14 protein-coding genes and 1 tRNA gene are annotated in these 19322 nt (G+C 75.1%); all 15 read right to left on the bottom strand.

The genetic code is table 11. From position 1 onward, the window contains the following. Positions 1 to 74 precede the first annotated feature (74 nt). Positions 75 to 4442 carry a PKD domain-containing protein gene (locus FB380_RS01890; protein WP_166753598.1) on the bottom strand — a complete coding sequence of 1456 codons (4368 nt, stop codon included), beginning with the start codon at positions 4440 to 4442 and terminating at the stop codon, positions 75 to 77. Between the two features lie 322 nt (positions 4443 to 4764). After that, a complete protein-coding gene (locus FB380_RS01895; protein WP_166753599.1) occupies positions 4765 to 5472 on the bottom strand; it encodes a hypothetical protein in 708 nt (235 codons plus the stop codon). Then, positions 5469 to 6230: a CDP-alcohol phosphatidyltransferase family protein gene (locus FB380_RS01900; protein ID WP_229682053.1), complete on the bottom strand. Its 762-nt coding sequence runs from the start codon at positions 6228 to 6230 to the stop codon at positions 5469 to 5471. The genes FB380_RS01895 and FB380_RS01900 overlap by 4 nt, the downstream gene beginning before the upstream one ends. Further along, entirely contained in the window at positions 6227 to 7495 is a 1269-nt protein-coding gene (locus FB380_RS01905; RefSeq protein WP_229682054.1) for a glycosyltransferase, read from the bottom strand. The genes FB380_RS01900 and FB380_RS01905 overlap by 4 nt, the downstream gene beginning before the upstream one ends. A gap of 262 nt (positions 7496 to 7757) precedes the next feature. Then, positions 7758 to 9263, bottom strand: a complete 1506-nt coding sequence (locus tag FB380_RS01910; protein ID WP_166753601.1) for a sugar transferase — start codon at positions 9261 to 9263, stop codon at positions 7758 to 7760. A 222-nt stretch (positions 9264 to 9485) separates the two neighbouring features. Further along, positions 9486 to 10073 carry an aminoacyl-tRNA hydrolase gene (pth, locus tag FB380_RS01915; protein WP_166753602.1) on the bottom strand — a complete coding sequence of 196 codons (588 nt, stop codon included), beginning with the start codon at positions 10071 to 10073 and terminating at the stop codon, positions 9486 to 9488. A gap of 106 nt (positions 10074 to 10179) precedes the next feature. Next, the gene (locus tag FB380_RS01920; RefSeq protein ID WP_166753603.1) at positions 10180 to 10875 is read right to left on the bottom strand and encodes a 50S ribosomal protein L25/general stress protein Ctc; all 696 of its coding nucleotides are present in this window, start codon (positions 10873 to 10875) and stop codon (positions 10180 to 10182) included. 412 nt (positions 10876 to 11287) lie between these two features. Then, positions 11288 to 12268 (bottom strand): ribose-phosphate diphosphokinase, encoded by a 981-nt coding sequence (locus FB380_RS01925; RefSeq protein WP_166753604.1) that lies wholly within the window; start codon positions 12266 to 12268, stop codon positions 11288 to 11290. Beyond that, entirely contained in the window at positions 12265 to 13803 is a 1539-nt protein-coding gene (gene glmU, locus FB380_RS01930) for a bifunctional UDP-N-acetylglucosamine diphosphorylase/glucosamine-1-phosphate N-acetyltransferase GlmU (protein WP_229682055.1), read from the bottom strand. Before glmU ends, FB380_RS01925 begins: the two co-directional genes overlap by 4 nt. Positions 13804 to 13855: 52 nt before the next feature. After that, positions 13856 to 13931 (bottom strand) — tRNA-Gln (locus FB380_RS01935). A gap of 129 nt (positions 13932 to 14060) precedes the next feature. Continuing rightward, positions 14061 to 15029 (bottom strand): 4-(cytidine 5'-diphospho)-2-C-methyl-D-erythritol kinase, encoded by a 969-nt coding sequence (locus tag FB380_RS01940; protein WP_166753606.1) that lies wholly within the window; start codon positions 15027 to 15029, stop codon positions 14061 to 14063. Positions 15030 to 15096: 67 nt separating this feature from the next. Further along, positions 15097 to 15951, bottom strand: a complete 855-nt coding sequence (gene rsmA / locus FB380_RS01945) for a 16S rRNA (adenine(1518)-N(6)/adenine(1519)-N(6))-dimethyltransferase RsmA (protein ID WP_166753607.1) — start codon at positions 15949 to 15951, stop codon at positions 15097 to 15099. 94 nt (positions 15952 to 16045) lie between these two features. Further along, positions 16046 to 17146: a resuscitation-promoting factor gene (locus FB380_RS25215; protein ID WP_166753608.1), complete on the bottom strand. Its 1101-nt coding sequence runs from the start codon at positions 17144 to 17146 to the stop codon at positions 16046 to 16048. A gap of 337 nt (positions 17147 to 17483) precedes the next feature. Continuing rightward, on the bottom strand, positions 17484 to 18326 hold the full coding sequence (locus FB380_RS01955) for a hypothetical protein (protein WP_229682056.1): 843 nt from the start codon (positions 18324 to 18326) through the stop codon (positions 17484 to 17486). A gap of 106 nt (positions 18327 to 18432) precedes the next feature. Next, positions 18433 to 19302, bottom strand: coding sequence for a TatD family hydrolase (locus tag FB380_RS01960; RefSeq protein ID WP_166753610.1), 870 nt, complete (start codon positions 19300 to 19302; stop codon positions 18433 to 18435). Between the last annotated feature and the right edge of the window lie 20 nt (positions 19303 to 19322).

Genomic DNA, 19322 nt, shown 5'->3' on the forward strand with positions numbered 1-19322 from the left:
AGGGGCCAAGCGGCCGAGACCCTCACCCGAAGTGGTGCGCGCCGGGGACCGGGTCGACGGACCCGGCGGTCGGTTCAGACGGCCGGCTGGGTGCCGGCAGCGCCGGCCCAGTAGTCGGTCACCGAGACCGTCGTCGGGACCGCGGTCGCCGACCCCGACAGGTACGTCGCCAGCCCGACCGCACCGGTGGCCTGCAGCTCCGCGGTGTCATCGGTGGCCGAGACCTGCCAGTCCGCCGGCTCCGCCGAACCCTCCAGCCAGGCCTTCCCCTGCAGCGTCGTCGTCCCGGCACCGGAGACGTCCACCCGGACCTGCAGCACCGTCCCCGGCACATAGGTCACCCCCGGCAGCACCCCCGACCGCAGGGTCCGCTCCGCGCCACCGACCACCCGGGACACCCCCAGGCTCACCCGACCATCGGCCAGGAACTTCACCACGCCCCGGTAGAACGTCGACCCGTTGCGCCGGGTCGTCAGGTACACGTACGTCCCCGCACCCGTCGGCGCCGCGTCCAGCCGGATGCCCGCCTGCACCGCCACGTCCTGCACCTGCACCGCGTTCAGGTACGCCGCCGCCGACCCACCGGCCCGCGCCATCGTCAACTGCGCCACACCACCGGACACCGACGTCGTCCCACCCGCCGGCGTCCACGCCCCACCGGTCTCGGCCTGGCCCAGCCCCGCAGCCACCGACCGCTCGAAGGAGTCCACCGCCAACGCCGGCGCCACCGGCTCCTCCGGGACCTCAGGGGTCTCGGGCTCCTGCGGGGCCTCGGGCTCCTGCGGGGTCTCCGGCTCCTGCGGGGTCTCCGGCTCCTGCGGGGTCTCCGGCTCCTGCGGGGCCTCGGGCTCCTGCGGGGCCTCGGGCTCCTGCGGGGCCTCGGGCTGCTGCGGGGTGGCCGGGGTGGCCGGCCGGGTACCGGCGACGCCGGCCCAGTAGTCGGTCACCGACACCGTCGTCGGGACCGCGGTCGCCGACCCCGACAGGTACGTCGCCAGCCCGACCGCACCGGTGGCCTGCAGCTCCGCAGTGTCATCGGTGGCCGAGACCTGCCAGTCCGCCGGCTCCGCCGAACCCTCAAGCCAGGCCTTCCCCTGCAGCGTCGTCGTCCCGGCACCGGAGACGTCCACCCGGACCTGCAGCACCGTCCCCGGCACATAGGTCACCCCCGGCAGCACCCCCGACCGCAGGGTCCGCTCCGCGCCACCGACCACCCGGGACACCCCCAGGCTCACCCGACCATCGGCCAGGAACTTCACCACGCCCCGGTAGAACGTCGACCCGTTGCGCCGGGTCGTCAGGTACACGTACGTCCCCGCACCCGTCGGCGCCGCGTCCAGCCGGATCCCCGCCTGCACCGCCACGTCCTGCACCTGCACCGCGTTCAGGTACGCCGCCGCCGACCCACCGGCCCGCGCCATCGTCAACTGCGCCACACCACCGGACACCGACGTCGTCCCACCCGCCGGCGTCCACGCCCCACCGGTCTCGGCCTGGCCCAGCCCCGCAGCCACCGACCGCTCGAAGGAGTCCACCGCCAACGCCGGCACCACCGGGCCCTCCGGGACCTCCACCGGCGCGATCACCGTCACCGGCTGCTGCACCGATGCGGTCGCACCGTCCTCGTCGGTCACGGTCAGCGTCACCGGGTACGTCCCCGCCTCTGCATAGCCGTGCGAGACGGTGGCCCCGCTCCCGGTCGAGCCGTCGCCGAACTCCCACGCCCAGTCGACGACCGAGCCGTCGGTGTCGGCCGAGGCCGACCCGTCGAAGGAGGCGACCAGGTCCGCGACCGACGAGGCGAACGCCGCCTGCGGTGCCGTGTTGACCGGCGGTGCGGTCACGGTCACCGAGCTGCTCTGCTGCGCGGTGGCACCGTCGTCGTCGGTCACCGTCAGGGTGACCGGGTACGTGCCGGCCTCGGCGTAGGTGTGCGAGACGGTGGTCCCGGTGGCCGTCGCACCGTCACCGAGGGTCCAGGACCAGGAGAGGACCTGCCCGTCGCGGTCGCTCGAGCCGCTGGCGTCCAGCGTCGCCGACAGGCCGTCCACCGCACTGGTGAAGGCCGCCGTCGGCGCGACGTTGGGGGCCACACCGGTCGTGCCCACGGTGTGGTGGCGCGCCACCACGTCGGCGGGGAGCGCCGTCGGGTAGACGGCGACCTCGTCGATCGACCCGTTGAAGTACGGGGCGCCGCTCCAGGACCGGTCCCCGCCGATCCGCCAGTAGCCGCGGTAGGCCTGCGCCTTGGTCACCGCAGCGCGTGACCCGACGAGCCGGCCGTCGACGTACAGCGCCATGCCGTTCGGCCCCAGCGACGCGGCGACGTGGTGCCAGCGCCCGTCGTTGTACCGGGTCGAGCTGCGGACCACCTGCGACGAGCCCGGGTAGACGCCGAAGGACACCCGGCCGGTCCCGTCCATGTACACGTGGCGGTCGTAGCTGCCGCTCAGCCCCGTGTTCGCACTGCCGAACCCGACGATCTTGCCGCCGGACCAGCTGGTGGTCTGGAACCAGGCCTCCACGGTGAAGGTCTGCGGGCCGTCGATCGCGGTGCGCGTGGCAGCCAGACCCTGCGTGCCGTCGAACTCGAACGCGGTGTCGGTGTCGCCGGCGAGCGCACCGGACCGGCCGGCGGTGACGCCGGCGCCCACGGTCAGGTCCTGGCCGCCCGCGTGGTCGTACGCGGTGGTCGACCCGGGCGCCTCCCCGAGCGGCCAGTGGTCCTGGGCCCCGTCGGCGGCGACGGTCTCCGCGTACGGCCGGGCCGGTGCGGCCGGCCCCCCGGCCGTCTCGACGGTGGTCCAGTCGGACGTCGACCGGTTGCCCATCGGGTCGGTCACCGTGACCCGGTACCGGTGCGAGCCGGCCGGGAGACCGCGGTCGATGAAGGTGAGCACCGGCGCGTTCCAGAACCGGGACGCCCGGGTGACCGTGTGCACCGGCGTCGTCGTGTCGCCGTCCCGGTAGACCCGGTAGGTCAGGTTCTCGTTGTCCCGGTCGCTGCTCGCCGTCCAGCTGACCCGGGCCACGCCTGCGTCCAGCGGGGTCACGGTTGGGGTGAGCTGGGCGTTGTACGACGGCCCGATGGCGTTCGGTGCGATCGAGGGGACGGCGAAGCGGACGAGGCCCTGCTGGGCGACGCCGTTCACGGTCGGGAACTCACCGCCGTAGACGACGTACTGGTCGTTGCCGGCGACGCTCCACGGCCCCTGGGCCTGACCGGTGTAGGTGCCGGCGTCGATGGTGGGGAACCAGTTGAGCAGGCTGGGCGCCGGCTGGCCGACGAAGTTGCCGGTCTCGGTGCCGACCGTGCCGGTGGCCGCCTTGCTGAAGGCGATGCCGCGGTAGAAGCTCCACGGGTCGGTCTGCGGCCAGCCGCCGATGTTGCTGCAGACGTGCGGGTGGCCGGCGACGTAGGCGACGGTCCCGGAGGCCCAGACGGAGTAGCTGTCGCCGTGGCAGTCCTCGATCCAACGCACCGCGCCCGTCTCGGGGTCGGCCGCGGCGACGCCCTCGAGGTTGCCCTTGCCGAAGGTGTAGCCGGAGGCGTAGACGGTGTCGTCGTCGACCGAGAGGCTCAGCACCGCGGCGGTGGAACCGGTGTTGTTCACCACGCGGCCGACGGCGAAGGGGACGGCCTGGCCGGAGGCCGCGTCGATGGCGCCGATCCCCTGGGCCACCTGGCCGCCGGAGGCGACCGGTCCCCCGAGGGTGGTGAAGGACCCGCCGGCGACGACCTTGCTGCCGTTGGGCGTCAGCGCCAGCGCCGTCACCTGGGAATCGGCGACCGGCGCCCACGGGAGCAGGGCACCGTTGCTGCGGGAGACCGCGGCGAGCCGGGTGCGGGCCTCCTGCCCCACGGCCTTGAAGATGCCCCCCGCGTAGACGGTGGTGTCGCTGACCGCGATCGCCTTCACCTGGGAGTCGAAGGCCGGCTTGAAGGTCGGGTCCAGGGCACCGGTGGCGGTGTCGTAGGCGGCGATCCGGTAGCGCGCCTGGCCGTCGGCGCGGGTGAAGCTGCCGCCCACGTAGAGCCGCGAACCGTCCGGGGACGCGGCGAGCGCCTTGACCTGCCCGTTGAGGTCGGGCGCGAAGCCGGTGAGGAGCTCGCCGGTGCGGATGTCGTAGGCCAGCAGGTTGTTGCGGGTGGTCTCGTTCGTGCCGGCCGGCGCCCCCGCGGGGCGGGCCTTGGTGAACTCCCCGCCGACGTAGACGGTGTTGCCGACCACGAGCTGCTGCCAGACGACGCCGTTGATCTGCACGGTGGGCAGGGCGTCGGCGGTCACGGTGACCGGCGTCGCCGGGTCCGCCGGGTCGGCCGGCGAGGAGTCCGCGCGAGCCGTCCCGGTGGCCAGGCCGCCGAGCGTGCCGGCGAACAGCAGCATGGCGAGCAGCCCGGCCAGCAACGCCTTGGGCGCCGCCGTGACACGTGCAGACATTCGTTTCCCCACTCGGTCGAAGAGGTCACCCTGAGCCAACAGCCAGGGCGACTCCCGGACACTAAGCGTGAGCACCGACCCGGCCCCATCCCCCGTTCCGGTGACCGTACGTAGGGATCACCCCCCGTTCGGGAACTCCTGCAACTCTGCGTGCCCTTGTGGTTGCACTGGGTATGACACAGCATGAGAACCGAGTTCGGTCCCGGACGCATGAGTGGCCCTCCCGACGGTGTCGGGAGGGCCACTCGTGTGCTCGCTGCCGGCCGCGGCCGCTCAGCGCGAGAGGACGGTCAGCGCGGGTGGTGTCGGCGCGGGGTCGCGGTCAGCGCACAGCGCCGGAGAACACGGCGCGCGGGGCGTCGGCGCGCAGACCCACCTGGACGGTGACGTCGTCCTGTGCCGCGGCGGGCACGCTGAACACGTAGACGCCCTCGACGCTGCCGCCCGCAGGTGCGTTCCCGGAGAGGGGCGCCTGGGACGGGTCGCCGAGCGGTGTCGCCGGTACCCGGTCCGGGCCGGAGAAGACGTTGACCGAGACCCCGTCGACAGAGGTCAGCTCCCCCGTCGTGTTGTCGATGCGGACCGTGACCCGCACCGCCGGACCGGCGACGTCCCCGGGGCCGGTCGCCTGCCCGTCGATCGACTCGATCCGGACCACCGAGGCGGTCACCCCCGCCACGTCCACCGTGACGTCGAAGGCGACCGGCGTCAGCTCCTCCGGGAGGGTGTCCGCGACGACCGGTGCGGCGTCCGGCGACGTGCTGGTGGCCGGGGCCGGCACCGGGTCACCGGGGTCCGTCCCCTCGGCGGGCTGTGCCGTTGCCGATGCCGTCCCGGACGCCGAGGGCGACGCAGTGACCGTCGACGCCCCGCCGGCCGCGGTCGTCCCGTCGTCGTCCCCGCCCCCACCGACCACGGACCCCAGGACGACGAGGAGGGCCACCACCGCGACCACGGCCACCGCCAGCACGACCCCGCGTCGCCGGCGCCACCCCTGCGGTGCCCCGTCCTGCCCTGCCGCTGCGCTCATCGCCCCAGCCTCTCCATCTCGCCGAACCACTTGACGCACGCCAGGGCCAGGTAGCCGGCCGTGGCGAGGAACAGCAGGCCGTAGGCCCACAGGAAGACCAGCGGCGCACCCAGCAGCAGGAACACCAGGCACAGCAACCCGTAGTCGGTCGGCGCCACCAGCAGCGACCGCAGCACGCTGGGCCGCTCGCCGGCGGTGTGCGCCGCGCGGGTGCGGACGCCGTGCTGGGCACGCAGCGACTCGTTGAGCAGGGTGCCGAAGAACAGCACGACCGAGACGGCGGAGAAGCCCAGCGGCAGCAGCAGCCACGCCTCGCCCTCGACGAGCCCGGACCGGTACCAGCCGATCAGCAGCGCGAGGTGCAGGCTGGCGATCTTGAGTGCGTCGACCATGTGGTCCAGCCACTCGCCGGCCGCGGAGCCACCGCCCCGCAGCCGCGCCAGCTGGCCGTCGGCGGAGTCGAAGGCGTACCCGAGCACCAGCAGCACCGCGACCGCCAGGCCCATCGGCCAGGACGGCGGCACCAGGGCGAGCACGGCGATGCCGCTGAACGTGCAGACGGCGCTGATCCCGGTGACCGCGTTCGGGGTGAGCCCGGCGTGGAAGGCCAGGGCCGCGAGCACCCGTCCCAGCTTCCGGTTCACGAACCGGGAGTAGGCCGGGGCGCCCTGGGCACCCTTCTGCGCGCCGGCCAGCCGGCGCACGGTGTCGGCGACCGTCCCCTCCGGGCGGGCCACGGAGGCGGGCACCGTCGTCACGACTGCGCCGTCCGGGCCGGCGGGACGTCGCCCGACGCGGCCACTGCGGGTCGCGCGGCCGGCCGGTCGGCTGCCCGGCGGGGTCGAGGGGCACCGCCGCCCTGGGGGACGGGGGCGGGCTGGACCAGCGGCCACTCGTTGGTCCCGATGCCGGCAGCCGGCCCGAGCCGCAGCCGCCGGCCGCTCGGGCGGGTCCGGGGGAAGGCCCGGGCGGCCAGCGCGCGGCACAGCTCCTCGTACCGGGCCGCCACGTGGTCCCAGTCGTACCGGGCGGCGAGCAGGCGCGCCCGCTTGCCGCGGCGGCGGAGCTTCTCGGGCTCGCGCTCGGCCTCGTGCAGCGCGGAGGTGACGTCGTCCGGCGTCCGGAAGTAGCGCCCGCTGGACTCCAGCACCTCCCGGTTGAAGGAGACGTCGTAGGCGATCGTCGCCGCGCCGGCGCCCAGCGCCCGCAGCAGGGAGGGGTTGGTGCCGCCCACGGAGTGCCCGTGCAGGTAGGTCGCGCAGTGCACGTACAGCTGGTCGAGGAGCTCCTGGTCCCAGACCCCGCCGAGGAAGCGCACCCGGTCGTCGGCGAGCGCGTGGACGCGGCGGGTGTAGTCGTCGGCGTAGGGCGCCGACCCGACGACCACGAGCGGCAGCTCGGCGTCACTGCGCCGGTAGCCGTCGACGATCACGTCGACGTGGTTCTCCGGCTCGAAGCGGGCGACGACGAGGTGGTAGCCACCCGGCGTCAGGTCCACGGACGACAGCCGGTCGGACCCGGCGCCGTCGGTCTTCGGCGCGCCGTAGGCGATCTGCTCGGTCGGGGCCGCGAACTCGTCGCGGTAGTAGTCGGCGATGCCCTTCGCGTCGGCGATCAGGGCGTCGGACCAGCGGACCGACAGCGCCTCGACGACGCGGTAGTAGCGCTTGCCGATCCCGCCCCACTTGGCGCGCTTCCACTCCAGGCCGTCGACGTGGGTGGCCACCGGGATGCCGGCCGCCCGCAGCAGCGGCAGCCACGGCGCGTTGGCCGCGTTGAACACGATCGCGGCGTCGACCCGGTGGGTGAGCAGGTGCGCGACCGACAGGCCGGTGTGGCTCAGCGTCTCCAGCGACCGGCGGCGCAGGGCGGGCAGGTGCACCAGCCGCATCCCCAGGTGGGTCGCCGGCCGCGGTCCGCCGGTGGTGGTGCGGCAGTAGACGACGACGTCGTGACCGGCGTCGGCCAGGCGCCGGCCCACCTCCTCGACGGCGGTCTCGAAGCCGCCGTACCGCGCAGGCACGCCCCGCGTCCCGACCAGGGCGATGCGAAGGGCGCCCGACCTCCTCGGTGGCATGGCCTCTGGCTCCGTTCCTCGGAGTCGGCGCCGGCCTCGGGAGGAGGAACGGCGACCGACCGACGTGCACGTGCTGGACGGGCCGTGCCGGCCGTCCCCACCCCGACCCTCCCCCGGCTGCGGAGCGGCGTCGCCGTTCGCAGCGGTGCGCTCACCCGGAGGGAGGACGCCGGAGCCCGTTCGTGGCCGCCGGTTGCGTTGCGCGGGCTCAGTAGGCGCCGGACGCCGAGACCACCGCGCGGGCGGTCTTCCAGAGGATCTGCACGTCCAAGGCCAGGGACCAGTTCTCCACGTAGCGGAGGTCCAGCCGGACGGCCTCCTCCCACGGCAGGTCGCTGCGACCGGAGATCTGCCAGAGCCCGGTGAGGCCCGGCTTCACCAGCAACCGGCGGCTGACCGAGGTGTCGTAGCGCGCGACCTCGTCGGGCAGCGGCGGGCGCGGGCCCACCAGCGACATGTCCCCGATGAGCACGTTGACCAGCTGGGGCAGCTCGTCCAGGGAGAGCCGGCGCATCCAGCGCCCGACCGGCGTCACGCGCGGGTCCTGCCGCATCTTGAACAGCAGCCCGTCGGCCTCGTTGCCCGCCGCGAGCCCGGCGACCTGCTGGTCGGCGCCCACCACCATGCTGCGGAACTTCAGCATCGTGAAGTGCTGCCCGCCGAGCCCGACCCGCTGCTGGCGGTAGAGGACCGGCCCGGGGCCGGACAGCCGGACGGCCAGGGCGAGCGCGAGCAGGACCGGGGCTAGGAGGAGCAGGGCGGCGGAGGCGACCGACCGGTCGAGTGCCCCCTTCACCACCCGGCGCCAGCCCTCGAACCGGGGCTGCTCGACCGAGAGGAGGGGCAGCCCGTCGAAGGGCCGGATGTGCAGCCGCGGCCCGGCCACCTCGACCAGCCCGGGGGCCACGAGCAGCTCCAGGCCGGAGCCCTCGAGCTGCCAGGACAGGGTCCGCAGGTACTGGGACGCCGTCTCGCTGGCCGAGGTGACGGCGATCGTGTCGGCCCCGACCCGGCCGGCGAGCCCGAGGACGTCGTCCAGGCCGGCGACCGGCAGGCCGGCCACCCGGGCCACCCGGGCGCGGTCGTCCGGTGTCACGCAGAGGCCGACGACCTCCAGCCCGGCGTGCCGGGTGTGGTGCAGCCGGTCGACCAGGTCGAGGGCGGCTCCTCCGCGCCCGACGACGACGACGCGCTTGACGCAGCGCCCGTCCATCCGCCGGCGGTGCAGCACCCGCCGGGCGGCGTAGCGCCCGACCAGCGTCGCCGCGGTGAGCGCCGGGACGGCGAGCACGACGAGCGCGCGGCTGAGGTCGAGCTCGGCGGCGTAGCTGACGAAGCCCATCCCGGCGAGCAGCAGCAGACCGGCCCGGCCGACGCGACGGAACTCGTCGCTGCCGACGCCGAACCAGCGCTCCTCGTAGGCGCCCGTGACCGCGAGCAGCGCCGGCCAGGCGGCGACCAGGCTCAGACCGGCCCAGGCCAGGACGCTGCCCAGCACCGGCCCGTCGTGGGCGAGGAGGACCACGGCCGCGGCCGACGCCGCGATCAGCGCCTCACCGAGGACCAGCCCGGCGCGGTGCCGCCGGACCCAGCGGGCGGTCCCCCGGGCGGGGGCGACGGCGGCCGGCAGCCGCAGCACGGTCGGGGTGGACGGGACCGCCGCCGACGGTGCGTGACCGATCAGGTCGGTCGTCTCCGCACGTTCGAGCAGCATGGGGCCCCCAGGTTCTCCGCAGTGATCACGCACAGTCCGCCGGCGACACGCAGGAGGGGCACGCATCCGGGACGGACCCGGACGAGCCGCTGCACTGGTGACGCTCAGCAACCATCACAGGCGGTGACGAGCGGGGGCAACGCAGCCGGCGGTGCTTCACCCGATGGGGACGGGCCTCCGGCCGCTACCACCCGTCCGGGCGACGGTGCGCCCGGAGGGTGGTCAGCTGCGGGGGTGGACGGTGTTCTGCGCCGCCTCCAGGCCGCGCTCGAGCAGCAGCTCGGTGGCGTCGGCGGCCTCGGCGACGAGCAGCTCGAGGGTCTTGCGCTCGGTCGCCGAGAAGTCCTTGAGGACGTAGTCGGCGGGGTCCTGGCGGCCGGGCGGCCGGCCGATCCCGACCCGGACCCGCAGGTAGTCGCGGGTGCCGGTGGAGCGGGAGATGGAGCGCAGGCCGTTGTGCCCGCCCTCGCCGCCACCGCGCTTGAGCCGCACCACGTCGAAGTCGAGGTCGAGCTCGTCGTGGACGACGACCAGGTCGGTGGCGGGCAGGTGGTGGTAGTCGAGCAGCCCGCGGACCGGGCCACCGGACTCGTTCATGTAGCTGGACGGCACCGCGAGCACCACCCGCCGGCCCGCGAGGCGGCCCTCACCGGACTGCGACCGGGCGCGGGGGCCCTTGCCCGGTGACAGCCGGACGCCGGCCCGGGCGGCCAGCTCGGCCAGCACCATCGCACCGACGTTGTGCCGGTTGCCGGCGTAGCCGGGGCCGGGGTTGCCCAGCCCGACGACCAGGAACGGCCCGTCCGACACCGGGGCCGGCGGGGCGGGGGCGGGGGACGCCGCAGGGGCGCCGGCGGTGCCGGCGCCCCTGCGGGCCGTGCTCTCGGTCAGCGTCGTCCTCCGGTGAGCGTGGTGCTCAGTCGTCGCTGGAGTTCTCGGCGGCGTCCATCGACTCGCCACTGCCCTGGTCCTGCGGCTCCGGGACGACGTCGCCGTCGGTCTCGGACTCGTCGCGCTCGATGCCGGCCTCGGCCTCGGCCTCCTCCAGCTCGGCCTCGAGCTCGGCGGCGGTCGGCGCACCCAGGAAGCCGATGACCAGCGCCTCCGGGTCGGTGATCAGCGTCGCGCCGGCCGGCAGCGGCAGGTCGCCGGCGGTGATGCCGTTGCCCGCGGTACGGCCGGTGATGTCGACCTCGATCGACTCCGGCAGGTTGGTGGCGTCGGCCTCGACGAGGACGCTGTTCAGCTGGTGGTTGCTGATCGTGTCCGGGGCCGGCTCGCCGGTGATGACGACCGGGACGTCGACGGTGGTCTTCTCGCCGCGGCGGACCAGCAGCAGGTCGACGTGCTCGTGGATGCGGGTGATCGGGTCCCGCTGGACCGCCTTGGTCAGCGCCAGCTGGTCCTTGCCGTCCAGCTCGATGGTCAGCAGCACGTTGGTGCCGCCGTTGCGCAGGGCCGCGGCGAACTCGCGGGCCGGCAGCGACAGGTGGACGACGTCCTGGCCGTGCCCGTACAGGACGGCGGGGACACGGCCCTCGCGACGGGTCCGGCGGGCACTGCCCTTGCCGAACTCGGTGCGGGGCTCGGCGGCGAGGCGGAATTCAGCCACGGTGGTGTGCTCCTCAACAGGTGGATCGGGTCTGTGTGCTCAGCGCACGAGCGCGGCACACCCCTGGAGGGCAGACGCACGTCGATCACGGAGTCGGAGAACCGCTCCCTCGCCGGGCAACTCCACGAGCGTACCTGAGCCCCGAGGCCCCCGAGACGGGGACGTGGGACGACTCCCCAACGTCACCAGCGGAGGGCCCCAACGCCACCAGCGGGGGAACCCCGGACCCGTCGACCCGAAGGGGCGTCTGCGGGACCGGCCGCGGGGCCGGAGGCTCCCGGGCGGGACCGCAGGTGGGTCCGTCTGCGGCGACGTCACGGGGCCCGGAGGGTCCCTGACGTCGCCGCAGGCAACGGCTCAACTCAAGCCGGGCACGCCCCCTGGCCGCGGTGCGGCCCGGAGGGTCGCCGTCCTACGAGGCCCCGCCGAACAAGCTCGTCACCGAGCCGTCCTCGAAGACCTCCTTGATCGCCCGGCCGAGCAGGGGGGCGATCGAGAGCACGGTCAGCTTGTCGAAGCGACGCTCGGGCTCGATCGGGAGCGTGTTGGTGATGATGACCTCGCTGACCCGGCTGTTCTTGAGCCGGTCGACCGCGGGGCCGGAGAGCACCCCGTGGGTGGCGGCGATGATCACGTCGGCGGCGCCCGACTCGAACAGCGTCTCGGCGGCCTTGGAGATCGTGCCGCCGGTGTCGATCATGTCGTCGACCAGGATGCAGACCCGGCCCTCGACCTCACCGACGACCCGGTTGGCGACGACCTCGTTGGGCCGGGTGACGTCGCGGGTCTTGTGGATGAAGGCCAGCGGGGTGCCGCCGAGCTTGTCGCTCCACCGCTCGGAGACCCGGACGCGGCCGGAGTCGGGCGAGACGACGGTGAGGTCGCGGTCGCCCCACTTGCGCTTGACCTCGTCGATGAGCAGGTCCATGGCGAACAGGTGGTCGACCGGGCCGTCGAAGAAGCCCTGGATCTGCGCGGTGTGCAGGTCGACGGTCATCAGCCGGTCGGCGCCGGCGGTCTTGAACATGTCGGCGACGAGCCGGGCGGAGATCGGCTCGCGGCCGCGGTGCTTCTTGTCCTGCCGGGCGTAGGGGAAGAACGGGGCGACGACGGTGATCCGCTTGGCCGAGGCGCGCTTGAGCGCGTCGACCATGATCAGCTGCTCCATGAGCCAGGTGTTGATCGGCGCGGTGTGGCTCTGCACCACGAAGGCGTCGCAGCCGCGCACCGACTCCTCGAACCGCACGAACAGCTCACCGTTGGCGAACTCGTAGGACGAGGTGGGGGTGGGGGTGACGCCGAGGTGCCCGGCGATCTCGGTCGCCAGCTCGGGGTAGGCCCGGCCGGAGAAGAGCATCAGGCTCTTGTTGGTGGTCTGCCTGATCGCGCTCATGATCGCCCTTGCTGGTCGTCGTCCGTCGCGGCCGGGGGCCGGTCCGCGGACTCGGTGGTCCGTGTGTCGATGGCTGCGGCGGCCGCTGCGTCGCCGGCCGCTGCTGCTGCCTCTGCGCCGGGCGTGCCCGGACGGCGCCGCGCCACCCAGCCTGCCACATTGCGCTGGCGGGCCCGGGCGACGCCCATCGCCCCGGGCGGGACGTCGGTGGTGATCACGGAGCCGGCGGCGGTGTAGGCCCCGTCGCCCACGGTGACCGGCGCCACGAGCATGGTGTCCGAGCCGATCCGCACGTGGTCGCCCACCGTGGTGCGGTGTTTGTCCACGCCGTCGTAGTTGACGAACACCGTCGCGGCGCCGATGTTGCTGCGCTCCCCGATGGTCGCGTCGCCGACGTAGGACAGGTGCGGCACCTTGGAGCCCTCGCCGACCTGGACGTTCTTCGTCTCGACGTAGGCCCCCACCTTGGCCCCGCGGCCCAGCCGGGTGCCGGGGCGGAGGTAGCTGAACGGGCCGACGGTCGCGGCCGGGCCGATCTCGGCCAGCTGGACGTGCGACCGGACCACCGACGCCCCCTCCCCCACCTCGGTGTCGACGAGCGTGCTGTCCGGGCCGACGACCGCGCCGGCAGCGACGGTGGTCGCGCCGAGGAGCTGCGTCCCGGGGTGCAGGACGGTCTCCGCTCCGACCTCGACGGTCACGTCGACCCAGGTGGTGAGCGGGTCGACGACGACCACCCCGGCGCGCATCAGGTCGTCGAGCACCCGGTCGTTCATGGTGCGGCGCCGGGCGGCCAGCTCGCGCTGGTCGTTGCAGCCCAGGGTGTCGTCGGGGTCGGCTGCCCGGTGCCCGCCGACCGGCGCGCCGTCGGCGACCAGCAGGCCCAGGACGTCGGTCAGGTACTGCTCGCCCTGGTCGTTGGCGGCCCCGACCCGGGTCAGCGCCTCCCGGACGGCGGCGGCGTCGCCGACGTACACCCCGGCGTTGACCTCGCGGATCGCCCGCTGGGTGTCGTCGGCGTCCCGCTCCTCGACGATGGCCCGCACCGCACCGCCGGCGTCCCGGACGATCCGTCCCAGGCCAGTCGGGTCGGCCACCTCGGCGGTGAGCACGGTGAGCACGTCGCCGGCCTGCTGGTGCGCCCCGACCAGTGCGGTCAGCGTCTCCTGGCGCAGCAGCGGCGCGTCCCCGTTGAGGATCAGCACCGCGCCGCGCACCTCCGCGAGCGCGTCCAGGGCGACCGCCGCGGCGTGCCCGGAGCCGAGCTGCTCCTGCTGCACGACCGGGAGCGCCTCGGGGGCGATCTCGCCGAGGTGGGCGGTCACCGCCTCCCGCCCGGACCCGACGACGACGACGGTCTGGGCGGCCCCCAGCGGGGCGGCCGCCGCCAGCACGTGCCCCAGCAGCGAGCGGCCGCCGAGCGGGTGCAGCACCTTGGGCAGGCGCGAGCGCATCCTGGTCCCCTGCCCGGCGGCGAGGACGACGACGGCGCCGACGGCGCCGTCCGGTGCGGGCGTGGTGTCCTGCAGGGTCACGGAACGAGCTCCTCGCGATGGCGATGGTCGGGCGGCGCGCGTGGGCGCTGAGTGGCTGGGGGACTCGGACTCGAACCGAGACTGCACGGCTCCAAAGGCCGGCGGGCTGCCGATTACCCCATCCCCCATCGACGGGCCCACCGGGCAGAACCGCGGCGACCCACCCTGAGCCTAGGGCCGACGTCGGGCGCGGGCACCCAGGCCCGGTCGGCACCCGCGTCGGACGGGGGCCGGGGACACCCGGGGCCCGAGGTCGTTCAGCCCACCAGGCGGGCGCCGTGGACGGGGCCGTGCACGGCCCGCACGGCCCGGAACACACCCGCGCCGGCGAGCTCGGCGGCCAGCCGGACGGCGCCGTCCTCGTCCTCGGCCAGCGCGGCCACCGTCGGGCCGGAGCCGCTGACCAGGGCCGCCCGCGCCCCGGCCTCGGTCGCGACCTGCATCGCCCGGGCCAGCTCGGGGCGCAGCCGGAGCGCCGGCGCCTGGAGGTCGTTGTGCAGCGCGGCCGCCAGCGCCGACGCCGGACCGCTGTGCAGTGCGGCGAGCACCGGCTCGGTGGTGGCCATCAGCTCGCCGTCGGGCAGCGTCCCGGCCGCCCGCTGGGCGTCCAGCTCGCCGTAGACCGTGGGGGTGGAGAGCCCCTCGCCGGCGATGCCGAGCACCCAGTCCCAGCGCCGGCGGGCCAGCACCGGGGTCAGCCGCTCGCCCCGCCCGGTGCCCAGCGCCACCCCGCCGAGCAGGCTGAACGGCACGTCACTGCCCAGCTGGGCGGCGAGGGCGGCCAGGTCACCGCGGGTGGCCCGGGTCCCCCACAGCGCGTCGAGCGCGACCAGCGTGGCCGCGGCGTCGGCGCTGCCGCCGGCCAGCCCGGCCGCGGCCGGGATCGACTTGTCGACGGTCAGGTGCGCGTCGGCCGCCACCCCGGCGTGCCGGGCGAGCAGCTCGGCGGCCTGCCAGACCAGGTTGCGCTGGTCGGTGGGCACGCTCGCCGGGCCGGCGCTGCCGTCGGCCCCCTCGCCGCGGACGGTGAGGGAGAGCCCGTCGGCGCGGCGGACGGTGACCGTGTCGAACAGCGACACGGCGAGGAAGACCGTCTCCAGCTCGTGGAAGCCGTCGGCCCGCAGCGGCCCCACGCCGAGGTGCACGTTGACCTTCGCGGGCGCCCGCGCCGTGACGGCGCCGTTGCCGGCGAGCCGGCCGGGGCCGCCTGCGGTCGCGTTGCTCACCGGGTCATCCTGCCCGCCGGTCCGCCGTCGTCCACCGGCCCACCCTGTCGCCCGGCCGTGCCTCGCGCTACTGCTCGTTCGCGGTGACCGGCTCGGTGGCCGCGAGCCGGGCGAAGTCGGTGACCGACAGCTGCTCGCCCCGCGTGGTCGGGTCGATGCCGGCGGCGCGCAGCCGGACCTCCGCGGCGGCCGGGCTGCCGGCCCAGCGGGCCAGCGCCGCGCGCAGGCCCTTGCGGCGGGTGGCGAAGGCCGCGTCGATGACGGCGAAGGTGGCCGCCCGGTCGCCGGGCGGCGCCGGGCGGCGGGTCAGCGCGACCAGCCCGGAGTCGACGTTGGGCACCGGCCAGAAGACCGGCCGCGGGACGTTGCCGGCCCGCCGGACGTCGGCGTACCAGGCGGCCTTGACGCTGGGCACCCCGTAGGCGGGTGTGCCGGGCGCGGCGGCGAGCCGGTCGGCGACCTCGGCTTGCACCAGCACCAGCGAGGTGCGGATGCTGGGCAGCAGCTCCAGCAGGTGCAGCAGCACCGGGACGGCGATGTTGTAGGGCAGGTTCGCCACCAGGGCCGTGGGCGGGGGCCCGGGCAGCTCCTGCACCCGGAGCGCGTCCGCGGTCACCACGGTGAGCCGCCCGGCCAGCTCCGGGGCCCGCTCGGCCACGGTCGCCGGCAGCCGGTCGGCCAGCCGGGGGTCGATCTCCACGGCGGTCACGTGCGCGCAGGCGGGCAGCAGGCCCAGGGTCAGCGACCCGAGACCCGGTCCCACCTCGCAGACGACGTCGTCGTCCTGCAGGTCGGCGGTCCGGACGATCTTGCGGATCGTGTTGGCGTCGTGCAGGAAGTTCTGCCCGAGCGTCTTGGTCGGTCGCAGGTCCAGCTGCTGGGCCAGCTCGCGGATCGCGGCCGCGCCGAGCAGGGCCGTCACGCCCGGCCCCGCCGCACGCGGGGCTCCGGCCCCGTCGCCGGCTCCCGACCCGGGCCCGCGAGGGCCGGGTGGCGACGGGGTCCTCCCACCTGCATCAGCCGAACAGGCGGGGGCCGCAGTGCGGCCACTGCCCCGCGCCGGAACGCGCGTACAGCATCTGCGCCCGCATGGTCTGCTCCTCGGCCGACGCGGCGGCCGGGTCACCGCTGCCCCCGACGGCGGCCCAGGTGCCCGTGGAGAACTGGTACATGCCGCGGTACTTGCCGGTGCCGCTCACCGCGGTGGGCCGGCCACCGGACTCACAGGCGGCCAGCGCCGCCCAGTTCAGCCCGTCCGCGCTGACCACGGCCGCCGGGGCGGCCGGCTTCTCCTTGGTGCCCACGGCCACCTGCTGGTCGACCGCCGGGGTGCTGACCTCGACGCCGAGCTGCTCCCGCCCGGTCTCGACCCCGTCGGTGACGGTGACCCGCCAGGTGACCGTCTGCGCGCCCTCGACCCCCTTCTGGGTGACCGTGCGCTGACCCTGGAAGGCCTCCGGGTCCGGCGTCTCGACGGTCGCGTAGTCCAGCGGCCGGACCTCGGTGACGTCGGTGACGACGACCCGGGTGACGCGCAGGACCATCGCGTCCAGCAGGGGCTGCTGCGGGTAGACCGAGGTGCGGTCGGTGGCCGACAGTGCGATGCCCTGCTCGGCCAGCAGGTCACCGGCGGTGGCCGCGGTGGTGGTGACCACCCGCTGCTGCCCGTCGGCGACCAGCGTGACGTCCTTGGTGGTGGTGATGGCGAGGTCCATGCCGTCCAGCGGCAGACGCTGGCTGCGGCTGGCCGACAGCACCAGCTCGTCGGTGCGGTACCCGAGCTCGTCGAGCGCGTCGGCGACGGACAGCGCCGTCGTGTGGACGTCGGTGCGCACCCCGTCGACGGTCAGGGCCAGCGGGCGGGCGCGGTTGAGCACGATCGTGGCGCCGTCGCCGATGGCGTCGCCGGGGTCGGGGAGGACGACGTCGTGCGACGCGGGCCGCAGGCCCTCGTCGGCCAGCACCTCAGCGGCCGTGCCGGCGTAGGTGCGCACCTCGCGCGACTGGCCGTCGACGGTCAGGGTCACCGTCTTCTGGGCGGCGAAGTAGGCGGCGGAACCGCCCACCAGGCCCAGCAGGACCAGGGCGAACAGAATCGACTTCAGCGATCGGTGCACAACACATCCACGGGTCACGGGCCCCGGGCAGGGGAACGAGGGCGACAGCCGACGGACCCACCCGGAGGGCGGCGTCCATCGCCGTGCGGCCCGACGAGCTCCGGGTCCGGGAACGGTCACCCGGGCAGGAACGGACGCCCAGGTGTTCCCCACCCCGGCTTGTCGGTCACGGCACGATAACGAACGCCTGGCGGAAGAGAACGGTGCACGAGCAGGGAATCACCATGTCGACCCAGCACTCCGCAGGCGCGCCGACACCCTGCGTGAGAAACGCGCCGTGAACCGACCGAGCCGGCCGGGTCGGGGCCGTGCGCAAGGCCACACCGGCCGGACGGCGTCAGGCCAGCGCGGGCGAGCTCTGACGCACCGGGCGCAGCCAGGTCAGCAGGAACCCGGCGACCACCAGTCCGGCGATGATCGCGGAGAACCCGCCCGCGACCAGGGCCACCGGCAGCAGCCCCGCACCGTCGGAGCTCACCCGGTCGCCGAGGTCGATCGCGGCGCGGAGCAGCAGCGCCCCCAGCGGCAGCAGGGCCAGCACGCTGGCCGCGGCGACCGACAGGTGCGCGGTCCAGGTGCGCTGCGCCTCGTCGACCGGCACGTCGGCGCCCTCGGCGGGCAGCGGGCGCAGCAGCACCCGCAGCAGCGCGGTCTCGGCCAGCAGCCACCCGGCCAGCGGCACCGCCGTCGCCGTGGCGACGACCGGCGACGCCAGGTCGTCGACCTGCAGCAGGGCGGTGAGCACGACCCCCGCGACCGCACCGCGCATGGTCCACAGCAGCCAGAGCGAGATCTGCTCCGACCGCCGGGGGCGGCGCGGCGGGCTGGTGGTCGCCCAGCGTGGCCGCGGCCGGGTCGCCTCGGCCAGCAGCACCCCGGCCAGCGAGCCGACGGCGAGGGCGGGCACCCAGAGGAAGACCGACGCCTCGGCGAACACCACCACGGTGCTGACCACCAGCGCCACCCCGAGCAGCAGACCGAGGAGGCGCACCCGGTGGGCGTGCGTGGCCTGGCGGGCCAGTTGCGCGGTGGCCTCCGGCGTCACCGGGACGAACTCGACACCGGCGGAGGCGACGGCCCGCCGGCCGGCGGCGAGCGACCAGCCCCGGGCCAGCAAGGCGGCCGGGACCATCAAGGCGATGAAGAGCACGACGGCGATGAGACGGCCCACCCTGGTCATTGTCGTCCTTCCGGACGACACCGCCACCATGTGCCGTCCCCGGGTTCGCGGAGCACCGCCTGGGGCCCTGGCCGCCGACGTCGGGGCGATCACCCGGAGAGGGTGATCACCCCCAGGAGCCGAAGACCCGTTCCGCCGTGCCGGTCAGCGCCGCGCAGAGCTGGTCCAGGGGCACCCCGGTGACCTCGGCCAGCGCCCGCACCGTGTGCGGTACCAGCCGGGCGGAGTTGGGGCGCCCGCGCAGCGGGGCGGGGGTCAGGAACGGGGCGTCGGTCTCGACCAGCAGCTGGTCCAGCGGGGTGAGCGCCGCCGCCTCGCGCAGGGCGCCGGCGCTGGAGAAGGTGACCGTGCCGGCGAAGGACAGCACGTGGCCGCGCTCGAGGCAGGCCCGGGCGAACCCCGCGTCGCCGGAGAAGCAGTGGAAGACGGTGTGCTCGGGAGCACCCTCGTCGTCCAGCACCCGGAGCACCTCGTCGTGGGCGTCGCGGTCGTGGATGACCAGGGCGATCCCGTGGCGCTTGGCGATGTCGATGTGCGCCCGGAAGGACGCCTCCTGGGCGGCCCAGCCCTCCGGGCCGGTGCGGTAGCGGTCCAGCCCGGTCTCCCCCACCGCCCGGACCCGGGGCAACGCGGCGAGCCGGTCGATCTCGGCCAGCGCCGCCTCGGTCGCCGCACCGGCGCCGGCCTCGTTCGGGTGCAGCGCCACCGCCGCCAGCACGTTCGGGTGCCGCGCGGCCAGCTCGGCCGACCAGCGCGAGGACGCCACGTCCACGCCGACCTGCACCAGCCGCGGGACGCCGACGGCCACGGCGGCCGCGATCGCCTCGTCGACCTCGGCGTCGGTGGGCTCGCGGTCCTCGCCGCCCACGGCGATGTCGAAGTGCGTGTGGCTGTCGACCGCCGGGGACGGCAGCGGCTCCGGGGACGGCGGCGGCTCACCCCGCCGGTTCGCCCGCGAGGACGCCGACCGGCTCACCCGGTCACCCGGAGGGCAGA

The organism is Modestobacter marinus (assembly GCF_011758655.1).
In the GTDB taxonomy this organism is placed as follows: Bacteria; Actinomycetota; Actinomycetes; order Mycobacteriales; family Geodermatophilaceae; genus Modestobacter; species Modestobacter marinus.